This window comes from Phaeovulum sp. (assembly GCF_041596715.1).
Taxonomy (GTDB): Bacteria; Pseudomonadota; Alphaproteobacteria; order Rhodobacterales; family Rhodobacteraceae; genus UBA6213.
In genome coordinates, this window is sequence record NZ_JBFHIA010000045.1 from 1 (window position 1) to 15756 (window position 15756).

At 63.4% G+C, this 15756-nt stretch carries 14 protein-coding genes; 9 read left to right on the top strand and 5 right to left on the bottom strand.

What is annotated here, in order from left to right; all coding sequences use genetic code 11:
- Positions 1 to 89: 89 nt before the first annotated feature.
- Positions 90 to 1904 carry a PHA/PHB synthase family protein gene (locus tag ABY403_RS04850; RefSeq protein ID WP_372839495.1) on the top strand — a complete coding sequence of 605 codons (1815 nt, stop codon included), beginning with the start codon at positions 90 to 92 and terminating at the stop codon, positions 1902 to 1904.
- Positions 1905 to 1918: 14 nt separating this feature from the next.
- Here the strand turns inward: ABY403_RS04850 and ABY403_RS04855 are convergent, their stop codons facing one another.
- The 4 genes from ABY403_RS04855 to ABY403_RS04870 are packed head-to-tail and all read right to left on the bottom strand — an operon-like array spanning position 1919 to position 5195.
- A complete protein-coding gene (locus ABY403_RS04855) occupies positions 1919 to 2623 on the bottom strand; it encodes a glycosyltransferase family 2 protein (RefSeq protein ID WP_372839497.1) in 705 nt (234 codons plus the stop codon).
- Complete coding sequence (locus ABY403_RS04860; protein WP_372839498.1) at positions 2620 to 3195, bottom strand: DedA family protein; 576 nt, start codon at positions 3193 to 3195, stop codon at positions 2620 to 2622. The genes ABY403_RS04855 and ABY403_RS04860 overlap by 4 nt, the downstream gene beginning before the upstream one ends.
- Entirely contained in the window at positions 3195 to 4346 is a 1152-nt protein-coding gene (locus ABY403_RS04865; RefSeq protein ID WP_372839500.1) for a ceramide glucosyltransferase, read from the bottom strand. Before ABY403_RS04865 ends, ABY403_RS04860 begins: the two co-directional genes overlap by 1 nt.
- On the bottom strand, positions 4347 to 5195 hold the full coding sequence (locus ABY403_RS04870; protein WP_372839502.1) for a UDP-2,3-diacylglucosamine diphosphatase: 849 nt from the start codon (positions 5193 to 5195) through the stop codon (positions 4347 to 4349).
- Positions 5196 to 5462: 267 nt separating this feature from the next.
- On the opposite strand from ABY403_RS04870, the gene ABY403_RS04875 reads away from it, so the two are divergent.
- The 7 genes from ABY403_RS04875 to phoB all read left to right on the top strand — a co-directional run bounded on the left by ABY403_RS04875 (position 5463) and on the right by phoB (position 12754).
- Complete coding sequence (locus ABY403_RS04875) at positions 5463 to 6503, top strand: sensor histidine kinase (RefSeq protein ID WP_372839503.1); 1041 nt, start codon at positions 5463 to 5465, stop codon at positions 6501 to 6503.
- 133 nt (positions 6504 to 6636) lie between these two features.
- Positions 6637 to 7677, top strand: coding sequence for a substrate-binding domain-containing protein (locus tag ABY403_RS04880; protein WP_372839505.1), 1041 nt, complete (start codon positions 6637 to 6639; stop codon positions 7675 to 7677).
- Positions 7678 to 7735: 58 nt separating this feature from the next.
- Positions 7736 to 9196, top strand: a complete 1461-nt coding sequence (pstC, locus tag ABY403_RS04885; protein ID WP_372839506.1) for a phosphate ABC transporter permease subunit PstC — start codon at positions 7736 to 7738, stop codon at positions 9194 to 9196.
- On the top strand, positions 9193 to 10527 hold the full coding sequence (gene pstA / locus ABY403_RS04890; protein WP_372839508.1) for a phosphate ABC transporter permease PstA: 1335 nt from the start codon (positions 9193 to 9195) through the stop codon (positions 10525 to 10527). The genes pstC and pstA overlap by 4 nt, the downstream gene beginning before the upstream one ends.
- Before the next feature lie 9 nt (positions 10528 to 10536).
- Complete coding sequence (gene pstB / locus ABY403_RS04895) at positions 10537 to 11334, top strand: phosphate ABC transporter ATP-binding protein PstB (RefSeq protein WP_372839509.1); 798 nt, start codon at positions 10537 to 10539, stop codon at positions 11332 to 11334.
- An 11-nt stretch (positions 11335 to 11345) separates the two neighbouring features.
- On the top strand, positions 11346 to 12062 hold the full coding sequence (phoU, locus tag ABY403_RS04900) for a phosphate signaling complex protein PhoU (RefSeq protein WP_372839510.1): 717 nt from the start codon (positions 11346 to 11348) through the stop codon (positions 12060 to 12062).
- Positions 12062 to 12754, top strand: a complete 693-nt coding sequence (gene phoB / locus ABY403_RS04905; protein WP_372839511.1) for a phosphate regulon transcriptional regulator PhoB — start codon at positions 12062 to 12064, stop codon at positions 12752 to 12754. The genes phoU and phoB overlap by 1 nt, the downstream gene beginning before the upstream one ends.
- Before the next feature lie 12 nt (positions 12755 to 12766).
- Here phoB and ABY403_RS04910 read toward each other — a convergent pair whose 3' ends face one another.
- On the bottom strand, positions 12767 to 13486 hold the full coding sequence (locus ABY403_RS04910) for a DUF5765 domain-containing protein (protein ID WP_372839513.1): 720 nt from the start codon (positions 13484 to 13486) through the stop codon (positions 12767 to 12769).
- A gap of 152 nt (positions 13487 to 13638) precedes the next feature.
- Between ABY403_RS04910 and ABY403_RS04915 the strand changes: the two genes are divergently transcribed.
- Positions 13639 to 15756 (top strand): HAD-IC family P-type ATPase (locus ABY403_RS04915; RefSeq protein WP_372839515.1); only part of this gene is annotated, 2118 nt, incomplete at its 3' end.

The following is a 15756-nucleotide window of genomic DNA, read 5'->3' on the forward strand; positions in this document are numbered from 1 at the left end:
ATCGTCGAAGGCATCGACGACGAAATCAAGGTGGCTACCGGCGGCACACCACGCAAACGCAAGCCATAAGGCGTAAGCAGGAGGCAGGAATGAAGGCGGAAACGGGCAGAATCGCGCGCCGCCGCCGTAGCGTGTCGCAAAGGCCACGGCCTGCGCCAATGCCGCAGCCCGCGCCCGACAGCGCCCTTGCGGAAGAGGCGTGGCGGCGGCTGGACCGGCATGTGCACGCGCGGCTTGGGGCGGCGGTGGGCGGCATTTCGGTGATCGGCTTGGCGCAAGCCTGGGCCGATTGGGCCGCACATCTGGCGCTTTCGCCGGGCAAGCAGATGGAACTGGCATGGAAGGCCGCGCGCAAGGCGCGACGGCTTGCCGAGGCTTTGCCGCGCGCGCCCGAGGCCGAGGGGGCAACCGCGATCGAGCCTTTGCCGCAGGACCGGCGCTTTGATGCGCCAGAGTGGCGCCAGATGCCCTACCGCGCAATGTCTCAGGCGTTCTTGATGACCCAGCAATGGTGGACAAACGCCACCACCGACATCCCCGGCATGACCCGCGAGAACGAGCGGATGGTCGAATTTTTCTCGCGCCAGTGGCTCGATATGCTGTCGCCTGCGAACTTTCTGGCCACCAACCCGCAACTGATCGAACGGACCATGCGTGAGGGAGGTGCCAACCTCGCGCGCGGTGCGGGGTTTTTGCTGGAGGACATGGCGCGCGCCTTCGCCGATGCGCAAGACAGCGCCACCGCCTTTCGCCCCGGCCATGAAGTTGCCGCGACCCCGGGCAAGGTGGTCTATCGCAACCACCTGATCGAGTTGATCCAATATGCGCCGCAGTCTGATACGGTGCATGCCGTGCCGCTGCTGATCGTGCCAGCGTGGATCTTGAAGTATTACATCCTCGATCTTTCGGCCGAAAACTCGCTGATCGGCTGGCTGGTTGGGCAGGGCTTCACCGTGTTCTGCATTTCTTGGAAAAACCCGGATGCAGACGACCGCGACCTCGGGTTTGACGATTACCGCGAAGCCGGTGTGATGGCGGCGCTGGATGCGGTTACGGCCATTACCGGCGCGCGGGTGGTCCATGCGCTTGGCTACTGCCTTGGCGGCACGCTTTTGGCGGTGACCGCAGCGGCAATGGCGCGCGATGGCGACGACAGGCTTGCTTCGGTATCCATGCTTGCAGCACAGGTCGATTTTTCGGAAGCCGGAGAACTTTCAATCTTCACCACCGCGCCGCAGGTCGCGCTCTTGGAAGACATGATGTGGGAGGAGGGCTATCTTGACCAGAAGCGCATGGCGGGGGCCTTCAACATGCTGCGCTCGCAAGACCTGATATGGTCGCGCATGACGCGCGAATACCTGATGGGCGAACGCGACCATGAAAGCGACCTCGGCGCATGGAGCCATGATGCCACGCGCATGCCCTACAAGATGCATTCCCAATATCTGCGGCGGCTGTTCTTGGGCAACGACCTTGCTGGCGGGCGCTTCGATGCGGGCGGCGAGCCGGTGTTTCTGGCCGATATCCGTGCCCCGGTCTTTGTCGTCGCCACCGAGACCGATCACATCGCACCTTGGCATTCGGTGTATAAGCTTACGCATCTGCTGCATGGCGACGTCAGCTTTGCGCTGGTATCGGGCGGGCATAACAGCGGCATCATCTCTGCCCCCGGCAACCCGCGCGCCCGCTACCGGCTGCTGCGACACGGCGCAGGTGATCGCCACGAAAGCGGCGATGAATGGGCGGCCTCGGTTGCGCCAGAACCGGGTTCGTGGTGGCCGGTATGGGCTGCGTGGCTGCAAAGCCTTGCCCCCGGCAGCACGCCGCCCCCACCGATGGGGCGCGCAGAGGCGGGGTATGGCATTCTGGCCGATGCGCCGGGCAGCTATGTGCTGATGCCCTGAAGCGGGGGCCTGCCTCAACTCAGCCGCAACCGCCGCAGCGCCCGGATCTGCGCCAGCGCATCAAGGGGCGAGATGGTGCGCATGATGTCGCCAAGCATCGCGGCATCGGCGCGCATACCGGGCCAGACGCCCATTTTCGCACCCTTGTAGGGGCTTTGCACGCCGTCCCAACGCACCACCGCCAAAGGCGAGCCTGCACCGATCCAGATCGTGTTGAGATGAACCTCAAAGCCAAATCGCGGCAGCCCGCGCAACGCATCGGTGCGCCCGGCAAGCTGGGCGCGCGGCAGCACCCTCTCACCCGAGATGTAATCGAGCCCGATCATCTGCCACAGGCGCGGCGCGTTTTGGCGCAGGCTGATGGAAACCTCGGCGCGGCCATCCCGCACTGGTGCGATCAACGCGGAAATCGCAGCGGCGGTCAGCCCCAAGAGATCGGCATCGAGCAACAGCAACAGCGGTTGCGCCGCAGCTTCGATTCCTTCGGCCAGTGCAAAGGTCTTGCCGCGGTTTTGCGGCAGCCGGATCAGCCGCACCCCCGGCGCCGCTGCGGCCGCCTCGGCTGTGCCATCCTGCGAGGCATCATCGACCACGATCACCTCGGCAATCTCGGGGTGCCCGGCCACCGCCGCCAGCACGCCGCCGATCCGCGCAGCCTCATTGTAGGCCGGGATGATGCAGCTGACACCTTGCGGCTGTGGGCTTGCCGCGCCGCTCATCCGCGCACACCCCGACGATAAAGATACCACGCCGCTATCGCCACCAGCGACAACACCAGCAGCGCGAACGAGGCGCGAAAGATCCAGCCGTCGATCGCGGTATAGGCGCGCCCGAGCGTGTAGCCGATGATCACGAACACAAGGCTTTTGGGCAAAGTGGCGATCAGGTTGAAGCCCAAAAACCGCCAGAACGGCATCCGTGCCGCCCCTGCCGCAAGCAGCACCACCATGCCCGCCGAATGTGTCAGCTTGCCCACCACCAAGGTGCGGCCACCCTGATTGTGAAAATGCCCCTTCAGCGCCCCGAGCCGGGCGTCGGTTACGCCAAAGCGGTTGCGCCAGCGCGGCGACAAAAGCCCGGGACCACGGCGGCCCAAGGCGTAAAAGATACTGTCGCCCACCAGATCGGCCACCACCACAACAACATAGACCAGCCACACGTCAAAAAAGGCGAGGCTGGCCAGATAGGCTGCGATCACGGTAACGATCGGCCCTTCCAGCACCGCCAGCGGTGCCAAAAGCGATAACCCGTGCAGCTTGAGCAAGACCAGCACGCCCTCGGCACCTATCATCAGCCCATTCCCTTCCGCTTGCCGAGTTGAGGCTGTGGTGGGGCTTCGCTCATCGCGGTGCCGCGCCAGACAAAGCCGCGCCCCGACCAGCCGCCAACCCAAAGCGCCGGTATCAATGCATCGCGCAGCATCCAAGCTATTAGATCGCGCATACCCGAAGGCCAACCTGCCGCGCGCGCCAGCGCCCATTCCAGCCCGAACCAGCCCGCAAGGCCCAAGGGCAAAACCGCCCAAGGCAGCGCGCCAAGCGCCACCAGTGCTGCACTCGCCAATACGGGCGCTGCTGCGCCAGTCAGGATTTCAGTGGTAAAAAGCATCACAAAACCTGCGCGGCGCACCCTTGCCCAACGCAGTTGCCGCGACCAGACCTGCGCAAAGCTGCGCTGCCCGATCGGCTGCGGAAAAGGCTTTTGCGCCAGCCGCACCCGCAACCCCGCGCCGCGCACCAGCTTGGTTGCGCCGACATCCTCGGCCAGATCGCGCCCAAGTATCGCCGGCCCGCCCGCATTGGCCAAAAAATCGCGCTGCCAGAGCAGGTTCTTGCCTTGGGCAAAGCCATTACCAACCTCGTCAGAGGCAAGTTGCCAGCGCGCCTGATAACCATTGAGAAAGCCACATTCGAGCGCGCCCCAAAACCCGTCACCACGCAGTCCGACGGCGGGCGATGACACGAGACCCGTGTCAGGCCGCCAAGCCGCGATCATCTGTTGCAGATAATCGGGCGGCAGCAACACGTTGCTGTCGGTCATCAACACATATTCGCCGCGCGCGGCATCCCAACCCTTGATCAGGTTGTTGAGCTTGGGGTTGCCGCTTACCGCGCTGTCACCCACAAGCAGTTGCGCGCGCCTCTCGGGATGCTCGGCGATCAACCGTTCGACCAAGGGCACCGCGGGGTCTTCGGGCGAGGCGATGCAGAAGATCAACTCGTAATGCGGATAGCTAAGGTCGAAAGAAGACCCCAAAGTCTCGGCGTCATGCGGGTCTAGCCCGCAGACCGGGCGCAACACGCTGATTTCAGGCAGCGGGCCGCGCGGCGCGCGCGGCGGTCGGCGAAGCCGCCACCAGACCAGCACGATGCTTGCAAAATGCAGCGCAGCCATCGTGGCGACGAACGCCGCCAGCACAGTGATGAGCGGCGAGGAAAGCATTCAGCGCACCACGGATTGCGCGCGGGCGGAAGGCTGTGGCAAGGCGTCGTGAGCAGGGTATTCCTGCATGCTTTCGCTCCACTTCAGCAGCGTCAGATTGCCCTCGGCATCTTCGGTGATCGCGGTCATCGCGGCGACCCAGTCACCGCAGTTGGCGTAGATCAGACCATGGCTTTCGTGCAGCGCCGCTTGGTGAAAATGGCCGCAGATCACCCCATGCGCACCCGCTGACCGCGCCAGATCGGTAAGCCTCCGCTCGTAGCGGTTGCCCATGCGCAAGAGCTTGTTGAAGCGCACAAGCAGGTTTTCGATCGCGCCCGCGCCCTCGGCCCGCAAGTTGCGGCGCAGATATTTCACCATGCCGTCAATCGCACGCAACCTGTCTTCGATGCGGCTGCCAATTCGGGTGATAAGCCGAGATCGCTGCCAAGCCGCATCGCAACTATCGCCGTGCAACACCAGAAAGCTGCGCCCGTCGGCGGTGCGGTGCATCATCTGTGTGGCAACCTCGATCCGTTCGAAATGCCACGCAAAGATGCGATGCACGGTTTCGTCGTGGTTGCCTGCCAGATAGATGATCCGCGTGCCCTCGCGGGCGCGGCGCAAGATCGTCTGCACCACGCGATCATGGTCATGCGTCCAAGCCGAAGCATTCGGGTGCCACAGATCGAAGATATCGCCAGCAAGGTAGATGGTGTCGGCTGTATTGTGCGACAGGAAATCCATGATTCTGTCAGCACGGCAGGCACGCGCGCCCAAGTGCAGGTCTGAAAGGAACAGCGTGCGGTGGTGCTGCGACGCGGGCGCTGAAACCTTGGCACTTACGGGGGGTTCTGAAACGCGTGTCATGCAACCTGCCAAACTGTCCACACCGCGCAAAGCCGGTGCCCCGCATCGGGCACCGAAGACCTGCGCTCAATATATAGGGCGAGATTACGACATTCCAGCAACGGTCCTGCACAATTGCGCCCCACGGCATCATTTGTTTACGAATCCTTAAACAATAGCTAGGCGGATGGCCCATTTTGCCGAGGCCTAGCCCGATCTTGCGCGAAATCGGCTGATCTTTTTTCGAAACCTGCTATGCCGGGGGCGGTTTTAACGGCAGCGTTGGCTATGGATACGCATTTCTTGGACTCTCTTCTGAATGCATTGCCGCAGCCCTCGCTGCTGATTGATGCATCCGCGCGCATCAGCGCCGCAAACAGCGCAGCGCAGGCGCTTTTTGGCCACAAGGTGGTCGGGCACCACTACACTTTGGCCCTGCGCCAACCGGGGCCGCTGGCGGCAATCGAGGCCGCGCTGGCCGAAGCCCGCGAAACCCAAGCACAGCACATCCACACCGGCCCTTCGCGTGAAACCGTCTATCGGATGCTGGTGCGACCGGTCGCGGGCGATGGGCGGCGGGCCGTGTTGGCAAGCTTTGAAGATGTCAGCGAAGCCCAGCAGATCGGCCAATTCCGACGCGATTTCGTGGCCAATGTCAGCCACGAATTGCGCACGCCGCTGACCTCTCTTCTGGGGTTCATAGAAACCCTGCGCGGCCCTGCGAAGGATGACGCGCAGGCGCGCGAGCGGTTTCTGACAGTCATGGCGCAAGAGGCCGAGCGGATGAACCGCTTGGTGCGCGATCTTCTGCACCTCAGCCGCGTCGAGGCGGAAGAACGCGTGCGCCCAACCACGCAGGTCGATCTGGCGTCCCTGCTGGCCAGCGTGGTGCGCACACTGCGCCCGATGGCCGATGCCGCTGGCGCAACGATCGTGCAGCACGGCGAACCGGGCCCCGCGCTGCTGCCCGCCGATGCCGACCAGTTGACGCAAGTGTTTCAAAACCTGATCGAAAACGCCGTGAAATATGGGGCCGCCAAAGGCACGGTCACTGTCACCCTGCGGCAAGTTTCACGCGATGTGGGCCTGCGCACCGAGGCTTTGGCGGTGGATGTGCGCGATGAGGGCGAAGGCATCCCCGCCGAGCACATTCCGCGGCTGTCCGAGCGTTTCTACCGCGTCGATAGCCACCGCTCGCGCGCCGAGGGTGGCACCGGGCTTGGCCTGGCCATCGTCAAGCATATAGTGCAGCGCCACCGCGGCCGTCTTGTCATAGCAAGCGCGCCCGGCAAGGGTTCGACCTTCACGGTGGTCCTGCCCACGCATTAGCGGCGCGCATTGTAATAGGCCGAACTGTCATCAATCTGTTACCATACGGTCGCAAAACCATCAGGTGCACGGGCTAGAGACGCATCCAAGGTCGTCATGCGGGCGGCCGCCAACCGTAGCTCAGGAGATCATGATGACCATCGTGAGAATGACCCTTTCGACACTGGCGATTGCCGCCGTATCGGCCACTGCCGCCCAAGCGCGCGACCAGATCCAGATCGCGGGGTCGTCGACCGTGCTGCCCTACGCCACCATCGTCGCCGAAATCTTTGGCGAAAACTTCGGCTTCTCGACCCCGGTGGTCGAGGGTGGCGGCTCGGGTGCCGGGCGCAAGAAAATGTGTGAGGGCGTCGGCGAAAACACCATCGACATCGCCAACTCGTCCAGCCGCATTACCCAAGGCGACCTTGACCTTTGCGCCACCAACGGCGTCAACGAAATCATGGAAGTGCGGATCGGCTATGACGGGATCGTTTTTGCATCCGACGCAAACGGTGCCGAGTTCGCCTTTACCCCGACCGACTGGTTCAACGCGATCGGCGCGCAGGTGCTCAAAGACGGCAAATTGGTTGCCAACCCGAACAAGACTTGGGCCGATGTGAACCCCGCGCTTCCGGCGCAAGCGCTTTTGGCCTTTGTTCCGGGCACCAAGCACGGCACGCGCGAAGTGTTCGACACCAAGGTAATCGAGGCCGGCTGCAAGGCTTCGGGTGCGGAAGATGCCTTTCTGTCGGCCAACGGCGGCGATGCGAAGGCCGCAATCGCCGAGTGTATGAAGCTGCGCACCGATGGCGTGTCGGTTGATATCGACGGCGACTACACCGAAACACTGGCCCGCCTTGAAGCCAACAAGAACGCGATCGGCGTGTTCGGCCTGTCGTTCTACCAAAACAACACCGACAAGCTGCGCGTCGCCACGATGGATGGCATCGTGCCATCGACCGAAACCATCGCAAGCGGCAGCTACCCGGTTTCGCGCCCGCTCTACTTCTACGTCAAGACCGCGCATCTGGGGGTGATCCCGGGTCTGCAAGAGTTTGTCGAGTTCTTCGTCTCTGACGACATGGCTGGCCCCGATGGCCCGCTGGCCGATTACGGCCTCGTGTCAGACCCGGAACTTGCGCAGACCCAAGCGGACGTTGCCGCGCGCAAGGCCATGGGCCCGCTGAACTGATTGCTAACGCGGGCGGTGCCAAAGCGCCGCCCGCCCTTTCCCTAACCCCGAGGCCGGAATGAGCATTGGCATTATCACCCTGATCGTTCTGGCCATTGCGATTGGTGGGTTCTTCGTTGGGCGCGCGCGCGCGATGTCGCTGGTAGGCGGCGATGCGCGCAGATTGCATTCGCTGCCCGGATATTACGGCCAATCGGTCCTGATCCTCTCTGCCGTTCCGGCATTTGCGACGCTGATCCTCTGGTTGCTGGTGCAGCCGGTCGTGATCGAGGCGCGCGTCGGCGCAATGATCGCGCCTGAAAGCATCGCCGAAGGCAGCAGCCGCGATCTGGTGATGAGCGATGTGCGGCGCATCGCAGGCGGCATCGATCTGCTTGTGGCAGAGAAATTGGTCAGCGAAGCGGAGCTGCTGACGATGCAGGCCGAGCAGGCAAACCTACGCGGGCGCATGGCCGATATCGGCGTGGCGCTTGGGTCGGATGTTGTACAAAACGTTTTCGAAGCCGCCAAGGAATACCGCCAGCTAAGCATATTTGCGCGCATGGCGATGGCGGCGGCGGTGTTTTTTCTGGCCGTAGCGGGCGCTGGGTATGCGGTTTGGCGCATCGCGCCCGACTACCGGGCCCGCAATATCTCTGAAACCTCGCTGAAGGTGTTGCTGATTGCAGCCTCGTTCGTTGCCGTGCTGACGACCGTGGGCATCGTGCTTTCGCTGACTTTCGAGACTTTGCACTTTTTTCGGCTGTACCCGGCGAAGGACTTCTTTTTCAGCCTGACATGGAACCCACAGTTCCGCGGTGGCTCCGACCTTGGCATCCTGCCGCTGCTTTGGGGCACGCTTTATGTCTCGTTCGTAGCACTGCTGGTTTCGGTGCCGGTGGGTTTGTTTGCCGCGATCTTTCTGGCGGAATATGCCTCCAAATCCATGCGCTCTGCTGCAAAGCCCGCGATCGAGATTTTGGCGGGCATACCCACCATCGTCTATGGTCTTTTCGCGCTTATCACCGTGGGCCCGATGCTGCGCGACTATTTCGCGGCCCCGCTGGGCATTGGCAGCAGCTCTTCGTCGGTGATGACGGCGGGGCTGGTGATGGGGATCATGCTGATCCCCTTCGTGTCGTCGCTTTCGGACGATGTCATCAACGCGGTTCCGCAAAGCCTGCGCGATGGCTCTTATGCGCTTGGAGCCACGCGTTCCGAAACCGTGCGGCGGGTGGTCTTGCCTGCTGCGCTGCCCGGGATCGTAGGGGCAATCTTGCTGGCCACCAGCCGCGCCATCGGAGAGACGATGATCGTTGTGATGGGGGCAGGGGCCGCCGCGCGGCTGAGCCTTGATCCGTTCGAAGCGATGACCACGATCACCGTCAAGATCGTCAGCCAATTGACCGGCGATACCGAGTTTGGTTCGCCCGAAACGCTGGTTGCCTTCGCACTGGGCCTTACGCTCTTCGTCATCACACTGGCACTTAACGTCGTCGCACTTTTCGTGGTGCGCCGCTATCGGGAGCAATATGAATGACCGCACCCGCGCAACCCCCGCGCCGTTCACTGCTGACGGTCGATGCGCGCACGCGTCGGCGCAACGCGGCTGAAACCCGGTTTCGTGCCTATGGCATCACTGCGGTTTCGGTGGCGATGCTGGCGCTGGCGGTGCTGCTCTACTCGGTGTTCTCGAACGGGCTTGGCGCGTTCCGCCAGACCTTCATCGTGATGGACATCACGCTTGATGCGGCGGCACTTGACCCCAGCGGGCAGCGCGACCCTGCCGCAATGGCCAAGGTCACCACCATCGGCTACGCGCGACAGATCGAAGCGGCGCTGATGCAAGAGCTGGAAGCCAAGGGCATTTCCAGCGCCGAGATTTCGGCCAAAGACGTATCGGCGCTGATTTCCAAGGAGTCGCCCGCGCAACTGCGCAACATGGTGCTGGCAGACCCTGCCTTGCTGGGCAGCACAATCCAGTTTCGCGGCTATGCCAACGGGCGCATCGACGGCTATTTCAAAGGCCGCGTCTCGATGGAAAGCGCCGAGCGTGACAGCAACATTAGCCCCGCGCAGTTGCAACTGGCCGACAGGATGCGCGAGGCAGGGGTGATCGTACTGGGCTTCAACTGGGGCTTTCTGACCGGCCCGGATGCCTCTGAACTGCGCCCCGAGGCCGCAGGGCTTGGTATTGCCATTCTCGGCTCGCTCTACATGATGCTGATCGTGCTGGTGCTGGCGCTGCCGATTGGCGTTGCCGCCTCGATCTATCTGGAAGAGTTCGCGCCACAAAACCGCTGGACCGACTTGATCGAGGTGAACATCGCCAATCTCGCGGCCGTGCCCTCGATCGTATTCGGCATCCTCGGGCTGGCGCTTTTCATCAACTTTGCCGGGTTGCCGCAATCGGCGCCGGTGGTCGGCGCGCTGGTGCTGACGCTGATTACGCTGCCACGGATCATCATTCCGGCCCGGGCCAGCCTGAAATCGGTGCCGCCATCCATTCGCGACGCGGCACTGGCGGTTGGGGCGTCAAAAATGCAGACGGTGCTGCACCATGTGCTGCCACTGGCCATGCCGGGTATTCTGACCGGGCTGATCATTGGCCTTGCGCAGGCCTTGGGCGAAACCGCGCCGCTTTTGCTGATCGGCATGGTCGCCTTTGTACGTGACTATCCGGCCGCACCACCCGAAGGCTTTTTCGACCCCGCCTCGGCACTGCCGGTGCAGGTATATAACTGGACCCAGCGCGCCGACCCGGCCTTTGCCGAACGCGCCTCTGGGGCGATCATCGTACTTCTGGTGTTCTTGCTGGTAATCAACTCGGTGGCCATCGTGCTGCGCCGCCGGTTCGAGCGGCGCTGGTAGGGGCAAGCCATGAACACGATGCAAAAAGTGGAGAACGCGTTGAGCGACAGCGAAATCAAGATCGGTGCCCGAGGGGTGCAGGTATACTACGGCACCAATCACGCGCTGAAGGATGTCGATGTTGACATCGCCGACAAGACCGTGACCGCGTTCATCGGCCCGTCGGGCTGCGGTAAATCGACCTTTCTGCGCTGCTTGAACCGGATGAACGATACAATCGCCAGTTGCCGCGTCGAAGGCCAGATCACGCTGGACGGCGAAGACATCTACGCGCCATCCGTGGACCCTGTGCAACTGCGCGCCCGCGTCGGCATGGTGTTTCAGAAACCGAACCCGTTTCCAAAGTCGATCTACGAAAACGTAGCCTACGGGCCGCGGATTCACGGGCTGGCGCGCGGCCGCCCGGAACTGGACGAGATCGTCGAAAAATCGCTGCGCCGCGCCGCCCTTTGGGACGAGGTGAAAGACCGCCTCACGGCACCCGGCACCGGGCTTTCGGGGGGCCAGCAGCAGCGGCTTTGCATTGCGCGCGCCATCGCAACCGCACCCGAAGTGCTGTTGATGGATGAACCCGCCTCGGCGCTAGACCCGATCGCCACGGCGCAGATCGAGGAATTGATCGACGAATTGCGCTCGGCCTTTTCGGTGGTGATAGTGACCCATTCGATGCAGCAGGCCGCGCGTGTCAGCCAGAAGACCGCGTTCTTCCACCTCGGCTCGCTGGTCGAGTTTGGCGAGACCGGGCAGATATTCACCAATCCGCAAGATCCGCGCACCGAAAGCTACATTACCGGCCGGATCGGCTAAGGGAGCACCCGATGAGCCACGAACATATCTCTGCCGCCTTCGATCGCGACCTCGAGCATATTCAGGCACTTGTCATGAAGATGGGCGGGCTTGCCGAAGCCGCGCTGAACGATGCCGCGACGGCGCTTGAAACACGCGACGCCGATCTGGCCGAACGGGTGCGCGCGGGCGATGCCACACTTGATGCGCTGGAAGAGGAAATCAACGTCATGTCTGCCCGCCTGATCGCGCTTCGCGCGCCGACCGCGGGCGACCTGCGCGCGGTGCTGACGGTGATGAAGATTGCAGCGGCGCTGGAACGCTGCGGCGACTATGCAAAGAACCTCGCCAAACGCTCGATGCTTTTGGCCGAGTTGCCACGGGTGGATGGTGCGGCAGGCTCGATCCGCCGGATGGCGCGGCAGGTGGGTTTGCTGCTGCGCGATGCGCTGGATGCCTATGCACGCCGTGACGCCGAACTTGCGCGCGAGGTGCGTGCACGCGACGAGGAAGTGGATCAGATGTATGGCGCGCTGTTTCGCGAGTTCGTCACTCATATGATGGAAGACCCGCGCCAGATTTCGCCCTGCCTGCATTTGCATTTCATTGCCAAGAACATCGAGCGGGTGGGCGATCACGCCACCGGCATAGCCGAGCAGGTGATCTACCTCGTCTCGGGCGCGCTACCCGAGGAAGAGCGCCCCAAGGATGAGGGTGCCGCACTTGGCGAACCGGGCAGGGGGCTGTGATGGCCGCCGCGGCGCGCGCGACGGTGCTGCTGGTCGAGGATGAACCGGCGCAGCGTGAACTCTTGGCCTATAACCTTGCGGCGGAAGGCTATGATGTGCTGACCGCCTCGCAGGGCGAAGAGGCGCTGACACTGGTCGGCGAACAGGCCCCCGACATCGTCGTGCTGGACTGGATGATGCCGCGCGTCTCGGGGCTAGAGGTGTGTCGGCGGCTGAAGGCGCGTTCGGCCACGCGCGATGTGCCGGTGCTGATGCTGTCGGCGCGTTCGGACGAGGTGGACATGGTGCGCGGGCTGGAAACCGGCGCCGATGATTATGTGGCCAAACCCTACGCGCTGGCGGAACTGATGGCGCGCATCCGCGCCCTGTTGCGCCGCACCCGCCCCGCAACGGTCGGCCAGGTGCTGGAATGGGATGACATTCGCCTTGATCCTGAAACGCACCGGGTGTTTCGCGGCGAAACACCGATCAAACTTGGCCCGACCGAGTTTCGCCTGCTTGCCACCTTTCTAGAGCGCCCCGGCCGCGTCTGGAGCCGCGAGCAGCTGCTTGACCGGGTCTGGGGCCGCGAGATTTATGTCGAAAGCCGAACGGTCGATGTACATGTGGGCCGCTTGCGTAAGGCACTAGCCCACGCAGGCGGTGCCGACCCTATCCGCACGGTGCGCGGCGCAGGCTACGCGCTCGGCTAAGGCGCAACCGCGTCAGGCCATCACGGGACGGGGCCGCACCTCAAAGAACCGCCGCACCTGCGGGAACACGGCAATCATCGCAATGCCGATCGAGAACAGGCACCAGATCGCCGGTATCTCGTTCGGGTTGGGGGTCAGTTGCGATGCAAGCATTGGCCCGATTGCTGCGTGAAACACCACAAACCGCCATGCGCCATAGAATAGCGGCACCACGAACACCACCGCCAGATAGGTCGGGAAACCCCAGCGCATACCAAGTGCGGTATCAACGGGTGCCATCAGCGCGTTGTAGGGCACATCCCACGCGATATGCCAAGCACCCGAAACCGTGCACCACGCCTGTCCACACAGAATGGAGCCGGGTGTGCAAACACCCGCCCAATCGAACGGGATCAGTTGCATCAGCATCACCGAAGCCGAGGCCAGACAGAGCAGATAGACCGGCACCTGCGCGCGGCGGCGCAGGTTTTCCGGCACCAATTGCATCGCGAAAGCGTTGATGATGAAGGGCTGGATGATGATGTGCAGAATAGAAAGGAAAGCGATGGTCTGGTTTGCAGGGGTCGAACATTCATCGACCACCAGATAGCCGCCGAACTGCAACCCCTCCATCGCGGCGAAAAAGCCAAGCGTCAGCGGCACTACCCCGGGGTCGCCGCGCCGCCATGTGATTGCAGCAGCCACAACCCCCACAGCCGCCATACCGGCTGTAACCTCGACGCCCCAGCACATCGGCCCATCTCCTCCCGCCTGACCCTACGGCAAGAATGGCGCACGCGCGTTGCCAGAGCAACACCGATGCGCGGCTGATTCAAATCATTGCATCGCAGGGTATTGGCCGCCTAGGCTTCGGCTTGGACATCGTCCGTATTCTGGATCTGGCCATGCAAAACGCTACCCCCCCTCTCAATGGCTTGAGCGCCGCCGACGCTGCCGCCCGGCTGGCGGCAGACGGGCCTAACGAGCTTCCACGCGCGCGGCGGCGCAACCCTGTAAGGCTGATCCTAGATGTGCTGCGCGAGCCGATGCTGGCGCTGCTTTTAGGCGCGGGGCTGATTTATCTGGTGCTGGGCGATCGGGCCGAGGCGCTGATCCTTTTGGCCTTCGCCTGCCTTTCGGTCACAATCACCGTGGTGCAGGAAGCGCGCACCGAACGCGTGCTGGAAGCACTGCGCGATCTGACAAGCCCGCGCGCGCTGGTCATCCGCGATGGCACGCGCCAACGCATTGCCGGGCGCGAAGTGGTGCGCGGCGATCTTGTCGTGCTGGCCGAGGGCGACCGCGTGCCCGCCGATGCGCGCCTTCTTACAGCCGAGGCGCTATTGGCCGACGAGTCGCTTCTGACCGGCGAGGCGGTGCCGGTACGCAAAAGCGCAGCCCCCGACGCCGCGTCTGGCTCTGGGTCGCGACCGGGCGGCGACGACCAGCCGCAGGTGTATTCCGGCACGATGATCGTGCGCGGCAGTGCCTTGGGCGAGGTCACCGCCATCGGCGCGCAAAGCGAGATCGGCAAGATAGGTGCCTCGCTTTCCATGTTGGAAATGGAAACGCCGCGATTGCAGATGCAGTTGCGGCGCGTGGTGCTGCTGTTCGGCATGCTGGGGCTGGGCGTCAGTGTTGCGGTGGTGGTTCTTTACGGGCTTTCGCGCGGCGGGGCCTGGCTTGATGCGGCACTCGCCGGCATCGCGGTGGGCATGACGATGCTGCCCGAAGAGTTTCCGATGGTGTTGGCCGTATTCATGGCAATGGGGGCATGGCGCATTTCGCAGGCGCGCGTGCTGACACGCCGTGCCTCGGCGATCGAGGCGCTGGGGGCGGCGGATGTGCTTTGCACCGACAAGACCGGCACCCTGACCGAAAACCGCATGGAAATCGAGGTGCTGCAACTGCCCGATGGCGCAAGCTTTCTGCCCGGTCAGGGAACGCCCGCACCACCCCGCTTTGCAGAACTGGCCGAGGCCGGAACCGCCGCTTCGGCACCCGAACCTTTCGACCCGATGGAACGCGCCTTTCACGCGCTTGCGTCCCCGCCCGCAGGTGGGCAACTTGCGCGCAGCTATGCCTTGGCCCCGGATTTGCTGGCGATGACCCAGATCTGGGATAGCGAGGCAGGGCGCGTGGCCTATGCCAAGGGCGCACCCGAGGCGATAGCGCGGCTCTGCGGCATCGAAGGCGAGGAACTCTCAGAACTTGGGGACCGTGTCGATGCACTGGCGGCAGCTGGCTTGCGCGTGCTGGCCTTGGCATCCGCCGCGTGCGAAGACGAGCTGCCCGATACCCAGCACGGGTTCGACTTTCGCTTTCTGGGGCTGGCCGGTTTTGTCGATCCGCTGCGCCCCGAGGTGCCCGCCGCGGTGGCCGAATGCCGAGAGGCAGGCATCCGCGTGATCATGATCACCGGCGACTATCCCGCCACAGCGCGCGCCATCGCCACCGCCGCCGGAATCGCCGAAGGCCGTGTGATGAGCGGCGACGAATTGGAGGCGCTTGACGATGCGGCACTGGCCGCGGCCTTGCCCGAAACTCAGGTTTTCGCGCGTATCCAGCCCGAGCAAAAACTGCGCATCGTCCGCGCGCTCAAGGCCGAGGGCGCGGTCGTGGCGATGACGGGCGACGGGGTCAATGATGCGCCCTCGCTCAAGGCGGCACATATTGGTGTCGCGATGGGGGGGCGTGGCACCGATGTGGCGCGCGAAGCCTCGTCGATCGTGCTGCTTGATGATGATTTCGGCTCTATCGTGCATACCATACGGCTTGGGCGGCGGATCAACGACAATCTGCGCAAGGCAATGCGCTTTATCATGGCAGTGCACCTGCCCATTGCCGGGGCCGCGCTCACGCCGCTGCTGTTCGGTATGCCGATGATACTGGGCCCAATGCATGTGGCGTTTCTGGAAATGGTGATCGATCCGGTCTGTTCACTTGTGTTCGAAGCCGAGAAGGAGGAACGCAATGTGATGCGCCGCCCGCCTCGGCGTGCGGGTGCGCCACTGTTTTCGGGG